The following is a 24,870-nucleotide window of genomic DNA, read 5'->3' as shown; positions in this document are numbered from 1 at the left end:
ATCGTATATTTCAAAATTAATAACTTACCAATGAAAAGATATTATCACTGAACCTAGATAACCGTCCTTTCGCTTTAAGGAAATCCAAAGAGATAATAAAACTGTAGGCGACAATCTCCCCACCAAGTCGTTCAATAAGTTTACTGGCGGCAACGACGGTACCCCCTGTCGCTAAAAGGTCGTCGTGAACCAATATACGGCTTCCTTTTTCAAAAGCATCTTCATGGATTTCAATGGTTGCCTGGCCGTATTCCAGTGCATAGGATTCAGATACGGTTTTAAAAGGCAATTTACCTTGTTTTCGGATTGGAATAAAAGGCAAGCCCAACCTATTGGCAAGTAAAAATCCAAATAGAAAACCCCGACTCTCAATTCCAGCAATAGCATCTATCTCTATGCCTTGCAATTGATCAATAATCGCATCAACCATTTCGCTACACAATGCCGCATCTTTCAACAAAGGGGTAATATCTTTAAAGACAATACCAGGTTTAGGAAAATCCACAATATCCCGGATTTCCAGTTTCAATTTATCTTGAATCATTCTCAAATATTAAATAAGGCGCAATCTTCGCAATAGCAAGATCTGAAAGTGTTCCTATTTTTGTCAAGTCCTCAATATTGACATAACTTCCATGCTGATCCCTATAATTGACGATTAGTTTCGCATCTTTAGGGCTAAGATACGGATGTTTGGCCAATGAATTTGCATCAAGCTTATTAATATTGATTTTTTTGATTCCATCTAAATTGGCTACAACAATATAGTCTTTAATCTGGTCATAGGTCTCGGCTGTAACTCCATAAACCTCCTTTAATTGTTCTATGCGGTAGAACCCACCAAGAACCTCTTTATATTTCAAAATGCGTTTGGATAGAACCGAACCTATCCCTTTAAGACTGATTAATGCTGTGGTATCACAGGTATTAATATCGATAAGCTCGGCTTTATTTCTTTCAAACTTATCGTAAAGCAAAGGCGCTTTATTTTGTTGTTTTGTTCGCGCTGAATCAGGCATTGTTTTGATTTGAATGTAGGGCTCTAATCTGTTGTAAAGTCGGCCATTGATCGAGTAAATTTTCTTCAGATCGGTTTTTACTCTAAACCTTCCACCTTTTTTTTCATAGTTTTTCAGGACCGCAATCTGTTTATCAGAAAGCCCCAACTTATGCCAATCAGCGTGTGGTAAATTGTTTGGATCAAAATAGAATAGTTTGGTCTCTTCCAAAACCGAATGTTCAGATATTGCCCCCGCATTTTTGTCTTTAGTCGAATAGGTTGCCTCGACCTCCTGTTTGTTTACCGGACCAGAGACCTCAAGAGAGTCATGAAAGGATTGTTCAAATAATTTGGCCTGATTGGGAATTGGATCGCGCGTATTGCTTTTAATCAAAGCATAGATCGTCACAAACAACACAATGATTACCAAAATAATGAAAAACCCATTTTGTTCTGTTTTATTAAATTTAAAATAAGCCAATAGCCTCTTCATAAGCCGCTAAAAATTGGGATATCTAAATTTAATAAATTATAAGGAAAATAAAAAGGGAATTACTAAAAACAATTCCCTTTTTATTAATTATTATCTACAAAGAGATTTATAACTTTGACTTGTCCACTTTTTCAACTTGGCTACCATCCTTTAAAGTTTTTGAAATAGCATCAAATGGCCGAGAGACCACTTCATCCCCTTTTTTCAGCCCTGAGGTAACGATGATATTTTTATCATCCTGAATACCGGTCTTTACCAACACCTGCTTAACAGTTTTATCTTTTAGGACAAATACATACTCATCTACTTTCTTATTTGTATTGGTAGAATCTTTATCATCAGAACGCACAGTTACCGATTGAATCGGAACAACCAGCCCTTTATCATGTTTTGTAAATATCTGAACGGTTGCTGAAAGCCCTGGCTTAAATGGCGATGCAACGTTCTCTTTCATCAAGTCCTGATACGATTCTGCACTGATGCGCACTTTTACATTAAAATTTGTTACCTGATCTGTCGATGATGTCGTCGTCGTTGTTGTTGCTATATTTTTAGACGAGCTAGCAATTTCCGTCACAACACCTTTAAACTTCCTATCCTTAAAAGCATCGACTTCGATCTCAGCTTGATTCCCTACCCTTACATTATTAATATCATTTTCATTTACATCGACATTAACCTCCATCGAGCTCATATTGGCTATACGCATAATTTCTGTACCTGCCATCTGCGCCGTTCCAACAACACGCTCTCCCTTTTCGATAGACAAGAGCGAGATGATACCATCTGAGGGCGCATAGATTGTCGTCCGATTCAAATTATCCTGTGCTTCTTTTACTGACGCTTGTGATTGGTCAATGCCATATTTTGTCGAACGTACCGTTTCCCTTTGTGCTTGGATAGAAGCCTGTGCAGCAAAATATTCGGCAGAACTTTTATCCATTTCTGAAGCAGAAATAACACGTTTTTCGAAAAGCTCCTGATTCCGTTTATAGGTAGCGGCAACATTTTTGAAGTTTTCTTCTTGTTGTTTTAATTGCTGTTGTGCAGCTGCGAGATTGGCCCGCTGTGAATTCATTGCCGCAACCGAACGATCATAACCAGACTGCAAAATATCAGGTTTGATGCGACAGAGCACCTGTCCTTTTTTAACAAAATCACCTTCTTTAATGTTAAGCTCAACAACCTCTCCAGATACCTCCGAACTCAACTTAACCTCCACCTCAGGCTGAATCTTCCCACTCGCAGAAACTAATTCATCGACATCGGTCTCCTTTACGACATCCACAGCGACTTTAGTAATCTCTCCCTTTCCAAACCAGCCAGCTTTAAAACCTATGAAGCCAAGGACCACCAAGAGCACTACGATGATCAGTATAATTTTTCCAATGCTACGTTTTTTCTTTGCCATTTCTTTTGTTAGTTCAAATAGATTAATTGTTATCGAATTGAATTGGATTTCCAAGGTAATAATCGATGATCTTCGATCTGAATATTACGTTATATTTTGCTTGAATAAGGTCAAATTCGGCCTTATTTCGTTCTGTTTGAGCTGTAAACAATTCCAGTGAATTCGCCATACCAATATCATAACGCTCCTTTGTTGCCTTGAATGCTGTTTCAGCACTTTCAAATGCTACAGTAGCCGAGCTATAGCGTTGTTTGGCCGCATTCACATCCAATACAGCCTGATTAACGGCCTTGTTTAAGTTATTTTTTGCCAACTGCTCGGATGCCTCCGCCTGTTTCAAACCAATCTTTGCCTTGGCCACATTCACTTTATTCTGATTTCTCGAAAAAATAGGAATAGCAAGAGATAAACCTGTGAAAAATGACTTATTATCCGATACCTGCTGGCCAAAGGGCACTCTAAAAAGAGTTGCAGGATCTAAGGGATCGGTTTGTCTTGTCGTTGCAGAGGAGTAATTCGTTCCATAACTCACATTCAGATTGAGTGTAGGATAATAGCCTCCCTTCGCAATATCGATTTGTTTCAATGCCACCTCTTTATCCAATGCAGATTTGTGAATATCGGGCTGTAAGGTGAGCGCTTTTTGGTAAACATCCACGGCATTCTTATCCACTGCATGAACCAATATGGCTTCCAGACTCGGGCGTTCCAAAGAAATAACGGTTTCAGGAGGCATTTCCATCAACTGCTTCAAGGTCAACAAAGACATTTCGTATGAATTTTTTAGATTAACTTTGTTCAGTTCATTTGTGGCAACCTGATTTTTTGACTTAGCAAGATCGGCAATTGTTTTATTACCAACTGCAAATTGGATGGAGTCCAAAGAAAATTGTTGCTTTGATAAAGCAATCTGATCTTCACTGGCAACCATCATCTCATGATTGGTTATTGCTTCCAAATAATTCACCAACACATTGAGCACGAGATCATTTTTGATCTTATCTACCTGAGTCGCTGTAGACTCCAGTTGCAATTTATTCGCTTTGATCTGATTGACCTGCTGAAAACCCTGAAATAAGTTGACACTAGATCCCACGGAGCCACTGGTTCCTTTTGTCCAAGTGTTATTAACGATTCGTCCAGAAGTTAAATCGAAACCAAAACCATAACGGAAACTTTGATCCACAGTAGCACTCAGGTTTGGCAACAAATTACTTTTTGCCTGAAACAGGTCCTGCTCAGCAAGATCTTTGTTCAGGGCCGCTTGCTTTATCTGTACGTTCCGTTCCAATGTCATACGAATGGCCTCGGCCACCCCCACAACCTGTTGGGCTTGAACTAAAACATTAGTTCCAAGAAATAACCCAGTAAATACTACTGCAGAATAATAAAATCTTTTCATGTCCATATGTAGAACCATACATTTTTTTTTAGATTTGAACTTCATTTATCGGTTATGTATTTTGTCAAATCTCCATTTTTCCTTAGATGGCTATATCCCAAATCAATATGGAACATGCCACGTCATGAAAAAAAAGTCTATCTTACTTTTGACGATGGTCCAATTCCTGAAATTACACCTTTTATACTCGATATCCTAAAAAAATATCAGGTGAAGGCAACATTTTTTTGTGTTGGTGAAAATATTAAAAAAAATCCACATTTGTTTCAACGAATTTTAGCGGAAGGACATCAGGTGGGCAACCATACTTACAATCACCTCAAAGGCTGGGAGACAAATGATGAGCAGTATTTGGCAAATGTTGCAAAATGCCAGGAACTGACCCAAACCGATCTTTTTCGCCCGCCTTATGCCCGAGCAACAAAATCCCAACTCCGTCAACTCTATAAAAAATACCGTGTGATCATGTGGGATATTATGTCGGGTGATTTTGATCCGAATTTAAGTCCCCAGAAATGCCTCGAAAACGTTTTGCCCAACATTAAAAATGGCTCTGTTATTATTTTTCATGATAATATCAAAGCCATTCCCCGTGTCGAATATGTTCTCCCTAAAACAATAGAATTTCTATTAAAAAATAACTATCAGCTTTCGAGAATAGATTAAGGTTTACTTCTAGCAAACGTCACCTCAGATTCATAATATTTACCTACACTGACACTGAAATACCCCAATGCATTGTTGCTTAAATTTGAAATCGGATTAGATGGCGAAGCCGAACCAGGATTAATCATTTGAAAACTATTCCAGTAATTGTAGGCGCCTACATCGATACATTGACGTAGGATACGCACACGATCACCAACTTTCAAATCTCTATCGCGGTCGACAATATCATGCTGCACCTCTAAGCCATTGTTATACTTATCGTTAAAGACATCAATAAAACGTAGTTTACCTCCATTCACCGACATCTTATACTTATAATAATTCCCTTTTTCCGGGGGGTCAACAAATACGAGAGTTGGATAATAAATGGTATCAGTAAAAATAATGCGCTGTGAAAGCCCTATAGAATCCACATCCACATAGCTGGGAACCTTTGATACCCCTTGGATCTCCCTTCCATCAGCGGTCTTTACCTGCAACTGGTAAGTGACCTTCTCCTGTAACCGTAATGTCTTATTGGTATACAGCCCGTCAGCCCCCGCTTGAAACGTATAAGTGCGATTATTTTGCATATTCTTAACGATCACTTCTGCATCTGTTATCGGAGAAAACAGCGAGTCTTTAATACTTACAACCTGCTGTATACTAATCTCATGCTGTTGATCCGAAACCATCAAATCTGCGGTGATAACCAATTGACCTGTATTTTCGGGCAGTTCCAAATCTATTTTGTCTTCGCAGCTCCCTAAAGTAAATAATGCAACAGCTATAACTCCTAATATCTTCTTCATTCTTTGCTAAAATTTAAAATTCCACGTAATCGATGGTATCGCTCCAAATAATGCTATCCGATAAATCTCGGTGACATTGGATTGTCCTTCTTTTTCTCTAAAGTCGATCAAATAGGCATTTTTTCGGTTATAGGCATTGTAGAGACCAAACGACAAGCTCGAGTAGCTATTCTTTGTTCGCTTAATATCATAAGTTGCTGCCAAATCCAGGCGGTGATAAGCAGGCATCCGCTGCCCATTTCTTTTATCGTAATAAAAGATCGTACGATCGTCAACAAAATATTTCCCCGCGGGCATCGTTACGGCGTCACCTGTATAGTAGACAAAATTGGCGCTCAAATTCCACTTCGGATTTAACTGATACTGCGCCACAATGGCTATATTATGGGTTTTATCCTGCCGCGCACTAAACCACGCACCATCATTGATCTGTTCAAATTGGCGCTCACTTTTGGATAAAGTATAACTCAGCCAGCCGCTAAATCGCCCCAGTCTCTTTTTCAGAAACCATTCAATGCCGTACGCTCTACCTTTTCCAAACAGCAATTCCCCTTCCAGCAATTCATTTGCCTGTAGATCGGCACCATTCCTATAGTCAATCTGGTTCTTTAAATCTCGATAATAACCTTCAACAGAGAATTCATATCTGTTGGATGCAAAATTCCGAAAGTAACCCAGCGAATACTGATTGGATAACTGCGGCTTAATTGTATTATTGCTCAGTACATATTGATCGGTAGGAAGGCTGCTGGTCGTATTACTCAGTTGATGCAAATACTGAACATTGGTATTAAACGAAGCCTTTACCGTTGTCAAATCATTGATCGCGTAGTTTAAGGAAATGCGAGGCTCCAGATAGACGTACTTTTTACCCAACTTGCCATTTCCTACATAGGTAGAATCCACGGCCTCGCCAGCAGGATCGAAAGTATAAAATGTTCCCGGTCCCAATGCTGCGTAAGCGGATGCTCTCAGTCCAAAGTTTAATTTTAAACGGTCGGTAACTGACCAGTCATCGGTTAGATATGCAGCAACATCAACACCCTTACGATGTTGAATTTGCAATGAATTCACCTTCGAATCTTCCCCCGCTTCGATACTTGCCGGTCGGATTTCCTGCAGGGCTGCCTGCAATCCAAATTTTAGATTGTGACGGTCCGAAAGATTGTACTGAAAATCTTGCTTAAAATTGTAATTAAAGATATCTGAGCGGATCTTAAAGTTATTATCATCCTCAATCTTAACTTGATAATTGAATTTACTAAAAATTAACGTTGTATTGCTAAACAACCTATTGCTCCAGATATGGTTCCAACGCATGGTTCCAGTCGCATTTCCCCAATTGAAATCAAACAAATCATGATAAGCCATTGCATCCTTACCGAAATATCCAGACAAGTAAAGTGTATTCTTATCATTGATGCGATAATTTAATTTTGCATTGAGGTCATAAAAAAAGAGCGCGCTCTTCTTAATATTCTCATCACTTGAAAGTTTTAAGAAAAGATCCGCATAAGTACGTCTGCCGGAGATCATAAATGAGCTCTTGCCTTTTTGAATAGGTCCTTCCAATTTAAGACGCGAGGCGATAAGTCCCAAGCCACCTTCTACGTTGAAGTGCTGATTGTTTCCATCCAAGGTGGTTATTTCCATAACCGACGAAATTTTACCCCCATATTGAGCCGGAACCCCACCCTTGTAGAAATTAACGTCTTTGATCGCATCGGAATTAAAGGTCGAGAAAAAACCGAACAGATGGGAACTGTTATAGACAGGAGCCTCATCCAGCAAAATCAGATTTTGGTCGCCACCACCACCACGCACATAAAAATTGCTGCTTCCTTCGCCACCGCTGGTTACTCCTGGAAATAGCTGTATGGTCTTGAGAATATCCTTTTCTCCAAATAGTACAGGGACTTTTTCGATTTCTTTAGGGCTAAACTGCGTAAGCCCAGGCGTTAGATCCTTTATTGATTTGCGCCTATTTCCGGTCACGGTAACCTCAGCGAGCTGATTTTCCTCAGGTACCAACTGAATAATATAAGTGGAGTCCTTTTCCAGATGGACAGAAAATCCTTTTGTTCGATAGCCTACCGACGATACTTCCATCCCTTTGCTGCCATCACGGACAGACAAGCTAAAAAAACCATATTTATTTGACGCAGTGGATTTTTTCTCCGCATCGTTTCGTATCACGGCACCAATAATATTCTCACCGCTGATACTGTCCCTAACAAACCCCGAAATAGATTTAGACTGTTGACTATACGCTTGCTGCGCGCAGAACAAAATGGAAGAAAGACAAAAAACAACCTTTATAGGTTTAAACATAATCAAGTGAAGTCAAAATTTTGCTGAAAATAATAAAAAAGCCTTACAATTTGTAAGGCTTAATAATAAGTTTATAATTTGTTAGTTAAGGTCTCTGTTTAACAAAAATAGCATTTTATTCATTTATGCCAAATATTTATCCATTTTTCTTTTCACTTTTCTTCGCTTGATCAAAATATCCCTTAAAAAAAGCCATTTGATAAACAATTGACCGAGACCAGTACTCCCAATTGTGTCCACCTTCACTTGTAACAAAGGTATGATTTATATTATGGTACATCAATTTATCATGCAGCGCAACATTCACCGTGTAGAAAAAATCTTCCTTACCGCAATCGATGATTAAGCGAAGTTTATTATTGATTAATTTGGGAACCATATTCATAACAACACGATTATCCCATTCTTGCGGTACATCAGCATAATTCCCTATGCGATCTTTAATTTCCCAATTTAGGGGGAAAGGTCTAAAATCTACCCCACCGGCCGTACTTCCTGCAGCGCCATAGCTATCCTGATGTTTTATGGCCAGCGAGAGCGCGCCATGCCCACCCATACTTAAACCCGTAATAGCCCTTCCGCTCCGATCTTTGATCGTTGAATAATGCTGATCTACATAATCGATCAGCTCTTTGGACACAAAGGTTTCATATTGGTAGTTTTTATCGTTAGCGATGTCCCAATACCAGCTTCCAAAACCGCCATCGGGACAAACCACCATATAACCATACTGATCTGCCAATGCGCTTACACTTGAATTTTTAACCCAATTGCTATAATTACCGGAATAACCATGCAATAGGTAAAGGACGGGATAATTGATTTTGCTCGAGTAATTTTGCGGAAGAATTACGACTGTATTAATTGCTTTACCCATAGACGGGCTCTGAATGGACAGGGTATCCACTTTGGCAGCATAGGAGTTCGTGAGTGTGCATAAAAATAAAGTGAATGCAATTAACAGCTGTCTAATACCGGCCAGACAAAATAGGCCGCTTTTGATAGGATCGGTTTGATGAAAATTATGCATCGAATAACTGAAAATAGGTCTAGTGTTTATCATAAATGTATTGATTTCTTTCAAAGAAATAAAGATAGGATTTTAAACCAAATGGGCGCTCGCTAATTGTATAAAATCCAGTTCCATTGCTATCGAAAGCTATTGCTTCCCCCTGTGGCTCTACCTGATAAGGCAGAATAGCTGGCTTTCGTTGCAATACCTGCTTCCAGGATTCACTTCGGTTTCTCTGCCAATAGAAAATATGGGTAATATTCTTTACAAGCAGTTGTGTACCTGTCTGATCTATAGCAGAAGCCGTAGCAAAAGTAAATGGCAGCTCTGCTATCCTATTTAAGGTAAAATATTGCTGTTTAACATTTGTAAATACAGCGGCGCTATAAACAGTCGATCGAAATTCACGTTTAGATATAACATACAACATGTTGTCAATTGGATCAATCATAATCGATTCGGCATCTAACCGTTGCTGGCCGGGAAATTTAAGAAAGATAGCCCGAATGGACTTCTTCGGAATAAGCCCAGGATCATCGGCCTGAGGCTCAGGAAATACATACAGGCATGTCCAGGTTCTTTTTCCGGTATTGTTTCCGATGTCCGCGAGGACGAGAAAATAGGTATCTCCAATTTTCACCCGATCGATATCCTCACAGTCGACGACAGAGACTCCTTCAAGTGAAAATTTTTTCAGTAGTTTGGCCTGACGATCAATTAAATAAATAGTTGCACCGTCACCACTATCATTGTGTACCCAAAAATTACCCTCCTGATATGCCGGTGTAATACCCGACACTTCCTTCAATTGTGGATCAGTCAGTTCCCCAAGAGCAATTTGCGTTTTAAAATAATCCTTCCTATTTTGGCTGTACACCTGCAAACTTAACAGCGAAAATGTAAACAGCAGGCACAGATTCAATCGTGCAATATTCATGTTTAAAGATACGTTTTTATTGATATTTACATTCCAATTATGAAGAAGCTTTCCACATACAGTTCATTACTCCTTCTTTTAACACTCTTATTTCCTTGTCACAGCCTACTCGCGCAGAATTCTTCATTTCGTGTAAAAGTAAAATCAGGTCTTCGACAAACACCCCCCTATCTTGTCAAGTACTACAACAGCAAAGATTGGGAGAAATTCAATACCGAGATACGCCAATTTGATTATGATCCCAAATTTGAATATGACATCAAGATCCTCAAACGTCAAAACGGTTCACGTCCAACATACAGCTTAGCCAAAACGATCACAAAATCATTATCGGAAGAGACGGCCGTAGACACATGGGAAGTTGGAGAAAACTACGTAAATGCTCAGAACCTTGGTAAATTGAAGTGTCTGCAGATAAAATCTGATAAAAAAAATAAATGGGAATACCTCGCTGCAACCATTCAAGGTTTCGATTACCAAGAGGGCTACCGTTACCGCATTCGGGTAAAACAAACGAAACAAAAAGATACAGACACCATCAGATACAGCTTAATTGAAGTTGTCTCAAAAGAACGTACAAATGAACTGCCCAGTGTCGCCGCATTTCTGGCTCGTTTTAAATGGAATTTACTTCAGTTAAATGGAAAGGATGTCACCGACAGCAAAGCAAGCATCGGGTTCGATGCCCGAAATGGCACGATTACCGGAACAACGGGATGCAACAATTTTTGGGGAAATTTCACTATTAAAGGGGACAAAATCAGCTTTATACACCTAGCAAGCACCATGCGTGCCTGCAATGGCCAAAATATCGAAAATGACTTTTTCCAAATTTTTGAACAAAAACAAATTCAATTTGACATAGCCGAACAAACCTTAAATTTATACAACGACAGAAAACTAGTCATGATTTTTGGGTTAGAGCGGGAATAAAAAAACACCCAAAGTCTGGGAGACTTTGGGTATCTTAGCCATATTATTAACCTATTTTATGAAAAGTATTTATGCCATTTGGAAATGACATAAACAAATATGTGAAATAAATCGGAAACAATCGAAAGCACAATAATATTTTAACAAAATTTTAACATTTCAAAAAATAATGAGATAAATGAGCATAAAAATGATTCATTTTGACTCATTCCGATCCATATTTATCCTGTATCTTACAGGTTTAAACCGATACAATGATTAAAACATTTTTAACATCAACAGCCTTACTTTTAACCGCGACACTTTTTGCCCAGAAGAACCCTGTCATCAAGGGAAACTATGCCGATCCTGAAGGTATTATCTATGGCAATAAATACTGGATATTCCCGACTTATTCGGCACCTTATGAAGAGCAGATATTCTTCGACGCGTTTTCATCTTCCGACTTGGCCAACTGGACAAAACACAGCCGCATCTTGGAAAACAGCAATGTCAAATGGGCGAAAAAAGCTATGTGGGCACCAGCGGTATTGGAAAACAAAGGCAAATATTACCTATTTTTCGGAGCCAATGATGTACATCAAGGCGAGATCGGAGGCATCGGGGTCGCTGTGGCCGACAAGCCAGAAGGTCCCTATACCGACCTATTGGGCAAACCCTTAATCAACGATATTATCAATGGCGCTCAACCGATAGATCAGTTTGTTTTTAAAGATAAAGACGGAACTTTCTATATGTATTACGGCGGTTGGAAGCATTGCAATATGGTGAAGCTCAAGCCAGATTTCACCGGCTTGCTCCCTTTTGATGATGGTAGCTTTTACAAAGAAATCACCCCTAAAGATTACGTTGAAGGACCATTTATGTTTATAAAAGATGGAAAATATTACTTCATGTGGTCGGAAGGCGGTTGGACAGGCCCCGACTACAAAGTCGCTTATGCCATCGCCGATTCGCCATTTGGGCCTTTTAAGCGCATCGGGACAATATTAGAACGAGATCCGGAAGTCGCTGTTGGCGCCGGACATCATTCAGTCATCAAAGTGCCCAACAAAGACAAGTATTTTATCGTCTACCACCGTAGACCGCTTGGCAAAGATGGAGCCAATGAGCGCGTCACCTGTATCGAGGAAATGAAATTTGACAAAAATGGACATATCATACCTGTGAAGATGACCTTTACAGGTGTAAAATATCCATTAAAATAGCAAAATACTCGTTTTTGTAAACAACAAAAAAAGCCCAGATCAATCGAACTGGGCTTTTTTTTATGAAAACAATTACCGCTTAAATGCTAGAAATTGCATTATTTAATGTTTCAGATGGACGCATTGCCTTAGCTGCTAATTCATCATTCGGGAAATAGTAACCGCCGATGTTTTGTGCATGCCCCTGTGCAGCGATCAGTTCTTCATTGATTTTCGCTTCATTATCTGTCAACACCGTTGCAACAGTTGCAAATTTCTCTGCCAATTCAGCATCTTTTGTCTGTGCCGCCAAAGCCTGAGTCCAGTATAGTGTCAAATAGAAATGTGATCCGCGATTATCAATCTGACCAACTCGACGTGCCGGAGATTTATCGTTCGCTAAGAATTTTTCTGTTGCTTCATCCAAGGTCTCCGCCAATACAAGCGCTTTTGGATTATTCTGTGTTTGAGACAAGTGTTCCAAAGAAGCACCAAGCGCCAAGAATTCACCCAATGAATCCCAACGCAAGTAACCCTCTTGAAGGAATTGTTCTACGTGTTTCGGAGCCGAACCACCAGCACCTGTTTCAAATAAACCACCACCATTCATCAATGGAACAATAGACAACATTTTAGCTGATGTACCCACTTCTAAGATCGGGAATAAATCCGTCAAATAATCACGCAACACGTTACCAGTTACTGAAATGGTATCCTCGCCCTTACGAATACGTTCCAAAGAGAATTTCGTCGCATCAATCGGAGATAAAATACGAATATCCAAACCAGTTGTATCAAAGTTTGGCAGGTATTTTTCTACTTTTTTGATGATTTCTCTATCATGTGCACGGTTTTCATCTAACCAGAATATAGCTGGAGTTTCAGATAAACGAGCACGATTCACAGCCAATTTCACCCAGTCTTGAATTGGTGCATCTTTCGTTTGACACATACGGAAGATATCACCTGTCTCCACTTTTTGCTCCATGAAAACATTTCCTGCAGCATCCACCACGCGAATAACGCCGTTTCCTGCAGCTTGAAAAGTTTTATCATGAGATCCGTATTCCTCAGCTTTTTGCGCCATCAAACCTACGTTTGGCACAGAACCCATTGTTTTAGGATCTAAGGCACCATGCTCCTTACAGTCTTCAATTGTAGCTTCGTAAACGCCAGCGTAACAACGATCAGGAACCATCGCAATAGTATCTTCTTCTTGACCGTCTTTATTCCACATTTTACCACCAATACGGATCATTGCTGGCATAGAAGCGTCAATAATAACATCAGAAGGCACGTGGAAATTTGTAATGCCTTTATCCGAATTTACCATCGCTAAAGCAGGGCCGTTTGCGATAGCAGCGTCGATAGCAGCTTTCACTTCAGCCTCTTTTGCATGGCCCGCGATTTTAGCATAAACCTCACCTAAGCCGTTATTTTTATTGATACCCAGCTCTTTGAATAAATCGCAATATTGCGCAAAAACATCTGCAAAATAAGTTTCAACAACAGCACCAAAGATAATCGGATCAGAAACTTTCATCATTGTTGCCTTTAAATGTGCAGACAACAATACCCCTGCCGCTTTCGCTTCAGCGATAGCATCTGCTACAAAAGCTTTCAATGCTGTTAAACTCAACGTTGAAGAATCAATAACTTCACCCGCTTTCAATGGCGAAAGTCCTTTTAATTCTGTTACTGCACCTTGCTCATCAACAAACTCAATTTTAAATTGGCCTTCATTTTCTACGGTTACAGACTGCTCTGAGCCATAGAAATCACCTGAAGTCATTGATGCAACCTTTGTTTTAGAATCTTTCGCCCAAGCACCCATTTTATGTGGGTTTGCTTTTGCATAGTTCTTAACCGCTTTAGGCGCACGGCGATCTGAGTTTCCTTCACGCAATACAGGATTTACCGCAGAACCCAATACTTTGGCATATTTCGCTTTAGCTGACTTTTCCTCTTCTGTTGTCGCTTCATCAGGATAGTTTGGAACAGCGTAGCCTGCTTGCTGTAATTCAGCGATAGCACCTTTTAACTGCGGAATCGAGGCGGAGATATTCGGTAATTTAATGATGTTTGCTTCAGGAGTTGTTGCCAACTGACCCAACTCAGCCAATGCATCAGCAATTTTTTGATCTTCTTTTAAAAATTCTGGAAAGCTAGCAAGAATACGGCCTGCTAAAGAGATATCTCTCAATTCAACATCGATATCAGCTGTAGCTGTAATCGCTTGAACGATAGGCAAAAACGAATAAGTCGCTAATAAAGGAGCTTCATCTGTTTTTGTCCAAACAATTTTTGATTTGTTTGACATAGTAATCTATTAGAAATATGTTTAATTTTTAATGCTATGTGAAATCATTGAAAAATCTGAATTTCTCAAAAATTCGCCTAAAGATAAGAATAAATGCCATAATTAACGAGGAATTGCACCCCTTTTGACAATAAAATTGTGAAAATAAATATATTTTGGCAATACAGAATAAGTCGCCCCTCCTCTACCCAAAAGTATTTCCTCTTGACATTTCAGTGACCAGATACTACAGGCGAAATCCTATTTTAGCTCAACATAAAAACACGACTTACAATGAAAATATTCAAATTGAACAATGGAGTTGAAATTCCGGCAATTGGATTTGGAACCTGGCAAATTCCTGAGGGCGACGAAGCTTATCAGGCAGTTAAAGAAGCACTTGCCGCTGGATATACACATATTGATACTGCGGCCATATATGGCAACGAAAAAAGTGTTGGAAAAGCGATAAAAGACAGTGGTATCGATCGTAATTCGCTGTTTATTACAACAAAACTCTGGAATACCGAGCGTGGATACGATAAGACTATTGCTGCATTCGAAAAATCGCTCAGCGATCTACAATTGGATTACCTTGATCTTTACCTGATTCATTGGCCTGCCAACGAAACGCAATTTGCAAACTGGTTTGACATCAACGCCGATACCTGGCGGGCTTTTGAGCAGCTGTACAAAGAGGGGAAAGTTAGAGCGATCGGCGTGAGTAATTTCCCCAAAGACTACCTCGCCAAATTACTGGAGTCAGCGACAATCATTCCTGCAGTGAACCAAATTGAATTTCATCCGGGTTACCTTCAGCAAGATACTGTGGCACTCTGCCAATCCAATGACATCCTTGTTCAGGCTTGGTCACCCCTGGGTTCGGGCAGAATATTACAGGATGAAACCCTCGTTGCACTGGCTAAGGAAAAGAATACTAGTGTTGGACAACTCTGTATCAAATTTGCTTTATCTCAGGGTATCTTGCCGCTGCCAAAATCAACCAATCCCGATAATATTAAAAGAAATTTAGCGGTCGACGATTTTGAGCTGACAGCAAGCGATATCAAAACTATCCTCGATTTACCTGAAATGGGCTTTTCCGGATCGGACCCTAAAAAAGTCGCTTTTTAAAGGTGATATTATAGGATTGATGGAGTCGCTCTTGGGCTGCTCCACCAATCTTATACTGTTGAGCTTTTAGTACCAAAGAAACTGATTCCCGTTTTCCTGAATACATTTAACATATTTTACTACCATAGTGACCAAGTTGCCTAAAATATTCCGTACCTTTTCATTGAAAAAATGAATGAAATAGAACTTATAGATCAATCGGAACTTCCTGCGAAGGGAGAAGACTACTACTATCACCCCTTATGGACGACGTGTATACTGCTGTATAGAGGCTCTATCCAGGTCAATAGCAATGGTACGCTTACCGATCTCCAAGCTGGCAGTATCCTCTTTATCGGATACAATAAGTACTACAGCTTTACAACAATTAGTACCGATGCTATATTTAAAATCCTTCATTATGACCGGAATTTTTCCAACCGAATACGCTTGTCGATCAGTCGATATGATGCGTATCGGTTAATCAATGCCAATCGTTCCACACCTTTTACTCCCGCCCCCAACGATTTTGAAGCTATCTGGACATTGTTATGCACTTTGCATAGCAATCGTAAAAAACCGATCGACCCGAAGAAGGATTTTCTCCAAAAAGCCAACATCAATATTTTTATGGCTATTATCTACCTTTTGGCCGATATGATCTATACTGCTGGTGAAAGCTCCGGAAAGGCACGCAACAAGAGAAAGGAAGAAATTACCGTACATTTTTTACAGCTTATAGCTGATCACTACAAAGCGCAGCGCGATCTCGCATTCTACGCCGACCGCCTCCACATTTCCATCAAATACCTGTCGATCAGCGTCAAGGAGATTACACAAGAATCGCCCTCGGAAATTATCAGTAACTGGCTAGTCACAGAAGCTAGAGCGCAGCTCACCATTTCTACCAAAACAATCAACCAGATCTCACAAGAGTTTAATTTTTCAGATCAATATGCTTTTAGCAAGTTTTTCAAAAAACATGTCGGCATAACACCTAAGCTATTTCGTGAACAACAGGCAAATCTTGTTACCAATTGAACATCATAAAGCAGTAATCAAACATTTCTTTTCACCCCAGGGCATACTAACTTTGTAGCACATATATAAACAAAGTTAAATACCATGAATACAAAGTCAAGAGCCCGAAAAATAGGTTTTTACTTGACGTTATGCTTCTTTACATTCTTTTGCAATCAAACATACGGTCAAGACAGCATAAACAGCCGAAAAATAACCATTGAAACGCTGTTTGAACTTGCCATCCATCATCACCCGAATCTTATTGTTTCGGCATCCGCCGTAAGTATCGCCCAACAAAAAACGGAAGTTGCAAAATTAAGAAGGCTTCCCGAAATCAGTGCTTCAGCATCGGCTTTTTACCTCGGCAACGCTGCGTTGATCGACAAAGACCTTTCGGGGTCGGAAAAAGTCCCCTTACCCCATTTCGGTAACAACTATGCATTGGAAGCGAAAGAACTTATCTGGAAGGGCGGTGTCGTAAAAAATAGCATCAAAGCATCCTCGCTGGGCGAAGAACTGGCTGAATTGGACCATAAGAATGAAGAACAGAACATTAAAATTTTGGTTTTAGGCTATTACCTTGATCTATTTAAACTGAAAAATCAAGAAGCTGTCTACAATCAAAATATTGAGCTTGCGCACAAGAGACTGGACCTGACGGAAAAATTATATAAACAGGGCATGATCACCAAAAATGATGTTATCCGCAACCAATTGCAAATATCCGAGTTGGAGTTAGCCAAAGAGGTGATTCAGAATAATCGGAAAATCCTGAATGACGAGCTTATAGTCGCATTAGGGCTACCGGAGGGCACAGTAATTGAACCGGATGACAAACTATTAAACAGCAGTTTTCAGCTGGAAGACCTCGCGAGCTTAAAACAAGACGCGTATGTATTCAGCCCGGGCCTTCAGCTCGCGGCCAAGGAAACCGAACTTTTACTGACAGAAAAGGCTATTACAAAATCAGAGCGATCCCCTGCCCTCAGCATATTCGCGGGAAACAGTCTTGTGAAACCTATCACCAATGTGATGCCGGTGATCGACAAGTATATGAATACCTGGAATACCGGTATCTCCCTGAATTATACGATTTCTTCACTCTACACGACAGGAAAAAAGCTTAAACTAAATGATCTACAAATTGAAAAGAACGAAAAATACACAAGTGCTCTGAAACAAAAAACCAGCGTCGCTGTTAATACTGCATACATTAAATACAATGAGGCCTACTCACAACGCAAGACGCTGGAATACAATAAAGCCCTTGCAGATGAGAACTATCGTATTATTGAGAAAAAGTATTTGAACCAATTGGCGTTGATCGTCGATATCATGGATGCTTCAAACTCAAAACTTGAAGCGGAATTGAAATACACAAATGCTGAAATCAATATTGTGTATGCATATTACAAACTTTTAAAAGAGACTGGAAAGATCTAGTACATTTTCCTTTTGCCTAATTTAATCAGTTTTATATATGTAAGGCCTCATTAAGTAATTAATGGGGCTTTTTTATCGACAATACTGCATCATCTTAACTCATTATTATGGCAAATTCATTTTTTAAAACGATCAGATCATCCATCAAGCACTGGTATATTCCGTTGATTATCGGCATTCTATTAATTCTTTTGGGGTTCTATACCATTTACACACCTGTTGCCGCATTTCTCACATTAGCGATTCTTTTTTCATGGTCATTTATTATTTCCGGTATTTTGGAAATTATCTTTGCCGTGCAGAACAAAGATGAAGTGGACGGTTGGGGTTGGTACCTCACCGGAGGAATTCTTTATACCCTATTCGGCATATTACTGATTGCCAACCCGTTGCTTTCAGCCAGCACGTTGGCGTTTATTGTAGGCTTTTATGCGCTCTTTAAATCCTTTCAGTTGCTATCCTTTTCTTTTGACCTCAAAAATTACGGCAGTAAATCTTGGGGCTGGAATTTATTATTTGCCATTTTAGGCATTATTTTCAGCTTTATCTTACTTTGGAATCCGCTATTTGCAGGTTTTTCGCTGGTCATATGGACCGGAATGGCCATAAGTACGGTGGGCTTTGCAGCCTGTGTCTTTGCATTTCAGCTGAAAAGTCTCAAAGACATCCCGAGCAAGCTGCCAGACGAGTGGAAAGAGCGTTATCAGAAGCTTAAAGAAGAATTTGATCAACACCGCAAATAGAAAAAGGGCTTAATTGCCCTTTTTTTATCAATATTGCTCCGACTGTTAAGTTTATTTACTTATTTCGACAATCTTAAAAGGCACATTATGAAGTGGAAAATCTTGTTTATCCGTCTTTACCCGACTGATTTTCATGATCACCTCTAATCCCTCATAAATCTCGCCAAAAACGGTAAAATCGTGATCAAGTCTTGGCTGTCCGCCACGAGCCAAGTACTCCTGACGTTGTGCTGCAGTATATTTTATCCCTTTCTTCAATTCCAGACTATCCAGTTCTGCTGCCGTGATTTTCTTTCCGACCACGAAATAGATCTGATTCAAAAAAGATGCTTTTGCGGGGTTTCCATCGCGTCCTGCACCCAAGGCACCTATTTTATGATACGCCCGGTCATCGAACTCTGCCGCCAATCGCGGTTTTCTATGAAGAGGATCTGCCGCCTCACGTTTTTCAATATCGATATCATGCTCTCCGCCCTGCACAACAAAATTTTCGATAATGCGATTAAACAATGCTCCTTGATAGACCGTATCCCGAATAGATCGCAACATCAAATCGCGATGATTGGGGGTATAATCATAAAGTACAACTTTAAAATCGCCAAAATCAGTCTTGAAAAGTAAATGTTTTGATTGGGCATAACAATTCCCCAATACAATAAAAACAAAGCTTAGGATGGTTAGAATTTTCCTCATCGTATGAATTAATGGTTTTCTTAGATTTCATATAAAAATACATTAAATTTCGATTTTTGAAAGACATTGAGCGGCAGTTTTCCAAATGCTCTCGAAGAATATCTGTACAGGATACTTTCAAAACTTTTCCTGCACTAAAAAATTACAGCCATCGTATGGAATTAAAACTTGCAAATAAGCGTAAATTTATCTTAGTTTGGATTAAAACTATTCAAGACTATGCAGTATACAGCAAATCCAGACCGATATCAAGATATGATCTATAATCGTTGTGGTCAATCCGGTCTTCTATTGCCTGCCATCTCATTGGGAATGTGGCATAATTTCGGTGACGACACAGCTCATCAAACGAAAGTTGATATTTGCACAACAGCGTTTGACCTGGGAATTACCCATTTCGATCTCGCAAACAATTATGGTCCGCCTGCTGGAAGTGCCGAAAGGGCCTTCGGACAAATATTAAAAGAACAATTTTACGGTTTACGCGATGAGATGATTATTTCATCAAAAGCGGGATATCATATGTGGGACGGGCCTTACGGAGAATGGGGAAGCCGTAAATATGTGATATCAAGCTGTGAGCAATCACTTAAACGCCTGGGTATCGATTACGTCGATATTTTCTATTCACATCGTTTCGACCCCAATACCCCCTTGGAGGAGACCATGCTGGCGCTAGATCAGCTTGTCCGTAGCGGAAAAGCGCTTTATGTCGGTATTTCATCCTATAATTCGCAACGCACAAAAGAAGCCCATGCAATCCTGAAATCATTGGGCACACCTTTTATTATTCATCAGCCTAGCTATTCTATGCTAAACAGATGGGTAGAAACCGATGGTTTGCTTGATACCTTGGATGAGATAGGCATTGGTTCTATCGTCTTTTCCCCTTTGGCACAGGGCATGCTCACCGATAAATATTTACAGCATATCCCCGAGAATAGCCGTGCGGCGCAATCCAAATCACTTCAGACAAAATTTCTGAATGAAGAAAATCAAAAGAACATCCAGGCCTTACATGCAATTGCACAGCGTAGAGGACAATCACTGGCACAAATGGCTATAGCATGGGTTTTACGCAAGAAGCAAGTTACATCGGCGCTAATTGGCGCCTCAAGACCACAACAGGTTATTGATTGCGTGGGTGCGCTGAAGAATCTGACGTTTAGCCCGGAAGAAATTCACGAAATTGATCTTTATGCAAAAGACGGCCATATTAACATCTGGGCTAAATCGGCTGAGATTGATTAAGATCAATGCCATAAAAGTTTTCATCCGAGGAACTACTTCGCGCATGGCTGAATTCCATAAACTAAAAATGAGCCTGGATAATACCGGGCTCATTCCGTTAATTAACCCATTTTTTTCAATATCTTTTCAAAGGTGTTGATATTCCGGCTTGTCATCTTATCTTTCAGATTCTTTTTCCCCAACACCTTTCCGAAGCTGGAATCCAAGGTATTGCCCTTGGGTACGCACCAATAAAAGACCGTATCGACAATTTCTCCCTTCTCTCCCGGCACATGTGTCGAATTGCTGAATTCATCCATCAATATTGTTTCGACACCTGTTGTCCCTACAAAAGCATAGACATGGAAGTCTGTATGTATTTCAAAAGGAATATTTGCCTGCAGCAATTCCACTTCTTCCTGTGATCGGATGAACAAAAAAGCTTCATAAGAAAAATATGCCGACATGGAATCCTCTAGTAACTGCTTGAGCGAGGCGGGCGCTTTGTCCGACGAAAAAACAATATTTCCAGAAGCCAGTACCGAAGTAACGTCCGTTACACCGGCGTCCTTAAAAACCTGACAGACATCTGACATCTTCATATTGGTTCCCTTCACATTGACGCCGCGTAGAAAAGCACAGTATTTCATAGTATTACATTAATCGATTATTTCGTCCATCGGATCCCAAAACAGCTTTCTAAAGTCCTTGATCCGTAAATTATTGACAACAAGCCCCTCGGCTTCAAGCCGTTCTTGAAATTCAGGCACTGCAAGCGTGCCGCCACTGGATACAACACGGTGGGCGGGTACATCGCTGGGACACCCTCCCATAGCCTTTCCGACATGTCGCGAATGATTTGGATAGCCCAAGGCTTTTGCTATCGATCCATAGGTCGTCACTCTACCTTTCGGAATCAGCTTTGCAACCTCATATACCTGCTGTTTGAATTGCTCATCCATGTTAATTTATATTTTATTTGCCTTGATTATACATGTCAAAAAATTTTCTTTCGCTATTTCTACAGCAAAAAAGGAAAGTAAACTAAGTTACAAAAAGCTACTATAAGCTGTACAGTCTTTATTTGATTCAATTGTCTAATTTTTTGTTTCCATATGATTGTAGGGGAAAAGATTCTTCCAATTGTCTATATACACGATTCCAGCTAGGGTTATCGTCAGCATTCAGTTTTACATATTGCCCCTTTTTTGTTGTAATGCTTATTTTTATATCTATTCCGTCGTATGGCTGACGCGATTCCTCTTCTTTAGCGACAATAAATTTTTCCAAATCAATTTTATCCAATAGCAAGTTCCATTTATCTTCCGTGTTGACATATGATTTTAGGGTACTCTGCGCTGTATCAATTGCAGAAAACAGACAATAAATACTATCTCTTGTTATCTTCATCGTATAACCTTTTGAAGGTGTTACTGTAAATCCGCCAACCATAGAAATTGACACTGCTGTAATCTCATCTTTAGTATTTTCTGCCGTCACCCGATGTGAGTTATGGGTACAGCTTTCTCCTAAGAATAGCTGTCCGACCAAAAGTGAGAACTGTAGGATCAATTTTCCGCCCATATCTTGTTCCTTTAAACGTTAATAAGTATATAATCAAACAAAAAAAACGTTATCTGTTGTCAACAGACAACGTCTTTTGCTGCTTTCCTAATTTACAAAAGTTATTAGGATTTCGCGCTCCCAATCGCTATATTCCTTACGTATCAAATTGATCCCTCGAAATACAATCTCAGCGTAAAACCCACCAATAAGCAAAGCCGCAACTATCGTCATGACCAGCCTTGCCAGACTAAAGGCAACGCATACTATTGCAGTAACATCTCCTAGGAAAAATACATTAGCGGTTAATTTTTCTTCATTCTCTTCGCTCTTTTCGTCGGGCTGTAATTGCAGGATCTGATTGCTGTATATTCAATTTTATATTCAGACAAAAGCTGTACAATTATTTCGTTGGTTTCGTTTTCGTTCAATCCTATTTTTTCTCCGAGATCAATTTCGTTTAGTTGACCATCATTGTCTATTAGTGCCCAGTAATATTTGTCTTTATTTTCCATGGTTATATGTTTTTTGTACCGCTATCATCATATGTGGACTGAACGGAAGAAGGTAGCTATCATTTTCAGTAATTTGAATAAGCTCCATGAGTACTCTCCGCCGTTGGTAGTTCTGCATATTGGCAAAAAAGTCTTTGTCCAACCATGCCATACCTTCAACTGCGTACGTATTTAAATAGGTTAATTGTTGATTTAAAAATTCATTCTTTAATTGTTCGGGCCTATGATAAAATGCTTCTGCTAAAAGCCAAGGGAAATCTGGGGGCGGATTATGTTTGCCAAGTGTTAGTTCTTCCTTACACATTTCAAAAAATGACTTTTTGTGGATTAACCCATTTAAAAGACCTACCAAAGTGGATGCAGTATAATTAATGGCAAAACCCAATATAACGCCGTTGTTTTTCAAAACTCGTTTAGCTTCACAAATGGTTAAATCCCGGTCCTCTTTCTCTTGAAGATGATAAAGTGGACCGTGCAGTATAATAAGGTCGGCATAATTATTTGAGAACTCTAATTTTCGAGATTCTCCTTTGTGCACAGCAAATTTGTTTTTCAATTTATTAGCTCTGTCGCGGGCTATTTTTAAATGTTTTGTAACGGGCTCTACCTGTCTTGTCCTGAAATAGCTTTACACTAAATTGTAAAGTATATGACAAAAAAGAGTAATGTGGATAAATCCAAGCCGTTCCAAAGAGTTGGAAGGTCTTATCCAGAAGATTTAAAAAAAAGGCTTGTGCAAGAAGTTGAGAGCGGTCGGCTCAGTCAACGTGCTGTAGAAAGGACTTATAAGATTAATCGGAAAACAATTGACAGTTGGATTACCCAGTTTTCTTTACTTCCTTTGAAACGTAATGAATTGATTGCAAAGCCGATGAAGGAACCAAATGAAAACTCAAAGATAAAGCTACTATCCAAACAAGTTTTAGAATTGCAGAAAGCCTTGGAGAAGGCCAACCTAAAAATTAATGGATTAGAAACTTTAATCCAGGTTAGCGAAGAAGAACTTAAAATCAAAATAAGAAAAAAGCATGGTGCCAAACAGTCAAAAGAATGAGGCAGAGCCATTCCTATGTGAGTTTAGGAGATCTCTGTGCACTGTTTGGCGTAACCCGACAAGCTTATTATGACGCTATCCGACATGCTGAAAAAGCTACTATTGCAAATATGGTGGTGCTGACTCTGGTAAAAGAAATACGGAGTCAGATGCCAATGTTGGGAACAAGAAAACTAATGTATGTGCTGGAACCAAAGTTAATTGAGCATGGCATTAAGATGGGGCGAGACCATCTTTTTGATTTACTTCGATTTCATGGCCTCTTGATCAGACGCCGCAAGCGTATCGCGCGAACAACAGATTCCAATCATGTTTATAAAAGGTATCCAAACCTAATAAAGGAATTAATGATAACTGGCCCCGAGCAGCTGTGGGTAAGCGATATCACATATATTCGGACTTTGCATGGGTTTAGTTACCTCAGCTTGATTACGGATGCCTACTCAAGAATGATTGTCGGCTATTCCTTGCATCCAACGTTAGAGGCGATTGGTTGCTTAAGGGCATTGGAAATGGCGATAACAGGTTGGAAGCATTTATCTCCGTTTTATCTCATCCATCATTCCGATCGAGGTATCCAGTATTGTTGCAATGAATATACAGAAATGCTCCGGCGTTATGGCATTGCGATTAGTATGACGCAGAGTGGCAGTCCTTACGATAACGCGCTAGCTGAACGTGTTAACGGTATTCTTAAAAATGAATTCTATCCTAAGCGAGTATACCAAAATCATAAGGACGCGGCTAAAAACATTGATAAGATTATTAAAGTCTACAATTTGCGACGCCCACACAGCAGTTTGGATTTCCAGACTCCCAAAAATGCACATTCTAAAACTGGTGAAATAAAAAAGAGATGGAAGCGATATCCTAGAAAATCGGTGGCTATAACAGCGGAAGTTTAAATCAATATTTTAGATGTGAAAAGTACTTTGTATAATTGTAAAGGATTTTCAGGATTACCAAAAAATGCTGTAAGATCTATTTAGGACTAATGGTTAAATCTGTAAAGTTTTTTCAGGACGAGA

Annotated in this window: 24 protein-coding genes and 1 pseudogene; 10 read left to right on the top strand and 15 right to left on the bottom strand. The window is 39.6% G+C overall.

Annotation, left to right across the window (positions count from 1 at the left end):
- Positions 1–16: 16 nt before the first annotated feature.
- The 4 genes from BGP15_RS06020 to BGP15_RS06005 all read right to left on the bottom strand — a co-directional run bounded on the left by BGP15_RS06020 (position 17) and on the right by BGP15_RS06005 (position 4,306).
- Positions 17–544: an adenine phosphoribosyltransferase gene (locus tag BGP15_RS06020; protein ID WP_046676245.1), complete on the bottom strand. Its 528-nt coding sequence runs from the start codon at positions 542–544 to the stop codon at positions 17–19.
- Positions 531–1,493 (bottom strand): ComEA family DNA-binding protein, encoded by a 963-nt coding sequence (locus BGP15_RS06015; RefSeq protein WP_286768967.1) that lies wholly within the window; start codon positions 1,491–1,493, stop codon positions 531–533. Before BGP15_RS06015 ends, BGP15_RS06020 begins: the two co-directional genes overlap by 14 nt.
- Positions 1,494–1,599: 106 nt before the next feature.
- Positions 1,600–2,904 (bottom strand): efflux RND transporter periplasmic adaptor subunit, encoded by a 1,305-nt coding sequence (locus BGP15_RS06010; protein WP_046676244.1) that lies wholly within the window; start codon positions 2,902–2,904, stop codon positions 1,600–1,602.
- Between the two features lie 22 nt (positions 2,905–2,926).
- Entirely contained in the window at positions 2,927–4,306 is a 1,380-nt protein-coding gene (locus BGP15_RS06005) for a TolC family protein (RefSeq protein ID WP_159332923.1), read from the bottom strand.
- Positions 4,307–4,420: 114 nt separating this feature from the next.
- On the opposite strand from BGP15_RS06005, the gene BGP15_RS06000 reads away from it, so the two are divergent.
- On the top strand, positions 4,421–4,972 hold the full coding sequence (locus BGP15_RS06000) for a polysaccharide deacetylase family protein (RefSeq protein WP_376746068.1): 552 nt from the start codon (positions 4,421–4,423) through the stop codon (positions 4,970–4,972).
- On the opposite strand, the gene BGP15_RS05995 is transcribed toward BGP15_RS06000, so the two are convergent.
- From BGP15_RS05995 to BGP15_RS05980, 4 genes are all read right to left on the bottom strand, one after another.
- Positions 4,969–5,766, bottom strand: coding sequence for a DUF4249 family protein (locus BGP15_RS05995; protein ID WP_112374687.1), 798 nt, complete (start codon positions 5,764–5,766; stop codon positions 4,969–4,971). The two genes, BGP15_RS06000 and BGP15_RS05995, sit on opposite strands and share 4 nt — an antisense overlap.
- A gap of 6 nt (positions 5,767–5,772) precedes the next feature.
- Complete coding sequence (locus BGP15_RS05990; protein ID WP_286768966.1) at positions 5,773–8,097, bottom strand: TonB-dependent receptor; 2,325 nt, start codon at positions 8,095–8,097, stop codon at positions 5,773–5,775.
- Between the two features lie 136 nt (positions 8,098–8,233).
- Positions 8,234–9,160: an alpha/beta hydrolase gene (locus tag BGP15_RS05985; protein WP_353681978.1), complete on the bottom strand. Its 927-nt coding sequence runs from the start codon at positions 9,158–9,160 to the stop codon at positions 8,234–8,236.
- A complete protein-coding gene (locus BGP15_RS05980; protein ID WP_286768965.1) occupies positions 9,147–10,046 on the bottom strand; it encodes a hypothetical protein in 900 nt (299 codons plus the stop codon). Before BGP15_RS05980 ends, BGP15_RS05985 begins: the two co-directional genes overlap by 14 nt.
- A gap of 39 nt (positions 10,047–10,085) precedes the next feature.
- Here BGP15_RS05980 and BGP15_RS05975 point away from each other — a divergent pair, with 39 nt between their 5' ends.
- Positions 10,086–10,979 (top strand): DUF4377 domain-containing protein, encoded by an 894-nt coding sequence (locus tag BGP15_RS05975; protein ID WP_070560871.1) that lies wholly within the window; start codon positions 10,086–10,088, stop codon positions 10,977–10,979.
- A gap of 254 nt (positions 10,980–11,233) precedes the next feature.
- Positions 11,234–12,187 (top strand): glycoside hydrolase family 43 protein, encoded by a 954-nt coding sequence (locus BGP15_RS05970; RefSeq protein ID WP_286768964.1) that lies wholly within the window; start codon positions 11,234–11,236, stop codon positions 12,185–12,187.
- A gap of 79 nt (positions 12,188–12,266) precedes the next feature.
- On the opposite strand, the gene BGP15_RS05965 is transcribed toward BGP15_RS05970, so the two are convergent.
- Positions 12,267–14,486: an NADP-dependent isocitrate dehydrogenase gene (locus tag BGP15_RS05965; protein WP_286768963.1), complete on the bottom strand. Its 2,220-nt coding sequence runs from the start codon at positions 14,484–14,486 to the stop codon at positions 12,267–12,269.
- 273 nt (positions 14,487–14,759) lie between these two features.
- Between BGP15_RS05965 and BGP15_RS05960 the strand changes: the two genes are divergently transcribed.
- The 4 genes from BGP15_RS05960 (at position 14,760) to BGP15_RS05945 (ending at position 18,787) form a co-directional block, all read left to right on the top strand.
- Positions 14,760–15,599 (top strand): aldo/keto reductase, encoded by an 840-nt coding sequence (locus tag BGP15_RS05960; RefSeq protein ID WP_286768962.1) that lies wholly within the window; start codon positions 14,760–14,762, stop codon positions 15,597–15,599.
- 171 nt (positions 15,600–15,770) lie between these two features.
- Positions 15,771–16,619 (top strand): helix-turn-helix domain-containing protein, encoded by an 849-nt coding sequence (locus tag BGP15_RS05955; RefSeq protein ID WP_286768961.1) that lies wholly within the window; start codon positions 15,771–15,773, stop codon positions 16,617–16,619.
- Positions 16,620–16,703: 84 nt separating this feature from the next.
- Entirely contained in the window at positions 16,704–18,044 is a 1,341-nt protein-coding gene (locus BGP15_RS05950) for a TolC family protein (RefSeq protein ID WP_286768960.1), read from the top strand.
- Positions 18,045–18,151: 107 nt separating this feature from the next.
- Entirely contained in the window at positions 18,152–18,787 is a 636-nt protein-coding gene (locus BGP15_RS05945; protein ID WP_046676237.1) for an HdeD family acid-resistance protein, read from the top strand.
- A gap of 51 nt (positions 18,788–18,838) precedes the next feature.
- On the opposite strand, the gene BGP15_RS05940 is transcribed toward BGP15_RS05945, so the two are convergent.
- Positions 18,839–19,480, bottom strand: a complete 642-nt coding sequence (locus BGP15_RS05940; protein WP_115048508.1) for a peptidylprolyl isomerase — start codon at positions 19,478–19,480, stop codon at positions 18,839–18,841.
- Between the two features lie 219 nt (positions 19,481–19,699).
- On the opposite strand from BGP15_RS05940, the gene mgrA reads away from it, so the two are divergent.
- Complete coding sequence (gene mgrA / locus BGP15_RS05935) at positions 19,700–20,731, top strand: L-glyceraldehyde 3-phosphate reductase (protein WP_286768959.1); 1,032 nt, start codon at positions 19,700–19,702, stop codon at positions 20,729–20,731.
- A 101-nt stretch (positions 20,732–20,832) separates the two neighbouring features.
- Here the strand turns inward: mgrA and BGP15_RS05930 are convergent, their stop codons facing one another.
- The 5 genes and pseudogenes from BGP15_RS05930 to BGP15_RS05910 all read right to left on the bottom strand — a co-directional run.
- Positions 20,833–21,360, bottom strand: coding sequence for a DUF1697 domain-containing protein (locus BGP15_RS05930; RefSeq protein ID WP_286768958.1), 528 nt, complete (start codon positions 21,358–21,360; stop codon positions 20,833–20,835).
- A 9-nt stretch (positions 21,361–21,369) separates the two neighbouring features.
- Positions 21,370–21,672 carry an MGMT family protein gene (locus BGP15_RS05925; protein WP_112374679.1) on the bottom strand — a complete coding sequence of 101 codons (303 nt, stop codon included), beginning with the start codon at positions 21,670–21,672 and terminating at the stop codon, positions 21,370–21,372.
- Between the two features lie 127 nt (positions 21,673–21,799).
- Positions 21,800–22,294, bottom strand: a complete 495-nt coding sequence (locus BGP15_RS05920; RefSeq protein ID WP_286768957.1) for a hypothetical protein — start codon at positions 22,292–22,294, stop codon at positions 21,800–21,802.
- Between the two features lie 284 nt (positions 22,295–22,578).
- The gene (locus tag BGP15_RS05915; protein WP_286768956.1) at positions 22,579–22,788 is read right to left on the bottom strand and encodes a hypothetical protein; all 210 of its coding nucleotides are present in this window, start codon (positions 22,786–22,788) and stop codon (positions 22,579–22,581) included.
- Positions 22,778–23,386: pseudogene (locus tag BGP15_RS05910) on the bottom strand (class I SAM-dependent methyltransferase); the annotation flags it as partial. The pseudogene BGP15_RS05910 and the gene BGP15_RS05915, both read right to left, overlap by 11 nt.
- A 51-nt stretch (positions 23,387–23,437) precedes the next feature.
- Between BGP15_RS05910 and BGP15_RS05905 the strand changes: the two are divergent.
- Together BGP15_RS05905 and BGP15_RS05900 are read left to right on the top strand one after the other, a co-directional pair.
- Positions 23,438–23,842: a hypothetical protein gene (locus BGP15_RS05905; RefSeq protein ID WP_286768955.1), complete on the top strand. Its 405-nt coding sequence runs from the start codon at positions 23,438–23,440 to the stop codon at positions 23,840–23,842.
- The gene (locus tag BGP15_RS05900; protein ID WP_286768954.1) at positions 23,839–24,747 is read left to right on the top strand and encodes an IS3 family transposase; all 909 of its coding nucleotides are present in this window, start codon (positions 23,839–23,841) and stop codon (positions 24,745–24,747) included. The genes BGP15_RS05905 and BGP15_RS05900 overlap by 4 nt, the downstream gene beginning before the upstream one ends.
- Positions 24,748–24,870: the final 123 nt, after the last annotated feature.

The sequence above is a fragment of the Sphingobacterium sp. 40-24 genome (genome assembly GCF_001899705.1).
Classification (GTDB): domain Bacteria; phylum Bacteroidota; class Bacteroidia; order Sphingobacteriales; family Sphingobacteriaceae; genus Sphingobacterium; species Sphingobacterium multivorum.
Note: the sequence above shows the minus strand (reverse complement) of the source record. Positions and strands in the feature narration are given on the sequence as shown.

Coding starts and splice junctions, on each gene's coding strand:
- mgrA (WP_286768959.1), top strand. CDS start 19,700: ATGCAGTATACAGCAAATCCAGACCGATATCAAGATATGATCTATAAT.
- BGP15_RS06005 (WP_159332923.1), bottom strand. CDS start 4,306: ATGAAAAGATTTTATTATTCTGCAGTAGTATTTACTGGGTTATTTCTT.
- BGP15_RS05930 (WP_286768958.1), bottom strand. CDS start 21,360: ATGAAATACTGTGCTTTTCTACGCGGCGTCAATGTGAAGGGAACCAAT.
- BGP15_RS06015 (WP_286768967.1), bottom strand. CDS start 1,493: ATGAAGAGGCTATTGGCTTATTTTAAATTTAATAAAACAGAACAAAAT.
- BGP15_RS05960 (WP_286768962.1), top strand. CDS start 14,760: ATGAAAATATTCAAATTGAACAATGGAGTTGAAATTCCGGCAATTGGA.
- BGP15_RS06000 (WP_376746068.1), top strand. CDS start 4,421: ATGCCACGTCATGAAAAAAAAGTCTATCTTACTTTTGACGATGGTCCA.
- BGP15_RS05965 (WP_286768963.1), bottom strand. CDS start 14,486: ATGTCAAACAAATCAAAAATTGTTTGGACAAAAACAGATGAAGCTCCT.
- BGP15_RS05985 (WP_353681978.1), bottom strand. CDS start 9,160: ATGATAAACACTAGACCTATTTTCAGTTATTCGATGCATAATTTTCAT.
- BGP15_RS05990 (WP_286768966.1), bottom strand. CDS start 8,097: ATGTTTAAACCTATAAAGGTTGTTTTTTGTCTTTCTTCCATTTTGTTC.
- BGP15_RS05915 (WP_286768956.1), bottom strand. CDS start 22,788: ATGGAAAATAAAGACAAATATTACTGGGCACTAATAGACAATGATGGT.
- BGP15_RS06010 (WP_046676244.1), bottom strand. CDS start 2,904: ATGGCAAAGAAAAAACGTAGCATTGGAAAAATTATACTGATCATCGTA.
- BGP15_RS05900 (WP_286768954.1), top strand. CDS start 23,839: ATGAGGCAGAGCCATTCCTATGTGAGTTTAGGAGATCTCTGTGCACTG.
- BGP15_RS05925 (WP_112374679.1), bottom strand. CDS start 21,672: ATGGATGAGCAATTCAAACAGCAGGTATATGAGGTTGCAAAGCTGATT.
- BGP15_RS05905 (WP_286768955.1), top strand. CDS start 23,438: ATGACAAAAAAGAGTAATGTGGATAAATCCAAGCCGTTCCAAAGAGTT.
- BGP15_RS05955 (WP_286768961.1), top strand. CDS start 15,771: ATGAATGAAATAGAACTTATAGATCAATCGGAACTTCCTGCGAAGGGA.
- BGP15_RS06020 (WP_046676245.1), bottom strand. CDS start 544: ATGATTCAAGATAAATTGAAACTGGAAATCCGGGATATTGTGGATTTT.
- BGP15_RS05995 (WP_112374687.1), bottom strand. CDS start 5,766: ATGAAGAAGATATTAGGAGTTATAGCTGTTGCATTATTTACTTTAGGG.
- BGP15_RS05950 (WP_286768960.1), top strand. CDS start 16,704: ATGAATACAAAGTCAAGAGCCCGAAAAATAGGTTTTTACTTGACGTTA.
- BGP15_RS05980 (WP_286768965.1), bottom strand. CDS start 10,046: ATGAATATTGCACGATTGAATCTGTGCCTGCTGTTTACATTTTCGCTG.
- BGP15_RS05920 (WP_286768957.1), bottom strand. CDS start 22,294: ATGGGCGGAAAATTGATCCTACAGTTCTCACTTTTGGTCGGACAGCTA.
- BGP15_RS05945 (WP_046676237.1), top strand. CDS start 18,152: ATGGCAAATTCATTTTTTAAAACGATCAGATCATCCATCAAGCACTGG.
- BGP15_RS05975 (WP_070560871.1), top strand. CDS start 10,086: ATGAAGAAGCTTTCCACATACAGTTCATTACTCCTTCTTTTAACACTC.
- BGP15_RS05970 (WP_286768964.1), top strand. CDS start 11,234: ATGATTAAAACATTTTTAACATCAACAGCCTTACTTTTAACCGCGACA.
- BGP15_RS05940 (WP_115048508.1), bottom strand. CDS start 19,480: ATGAGGAAAATTCTAACCATCCTAAGCTTTGTTTTTATTGTATTGGGG.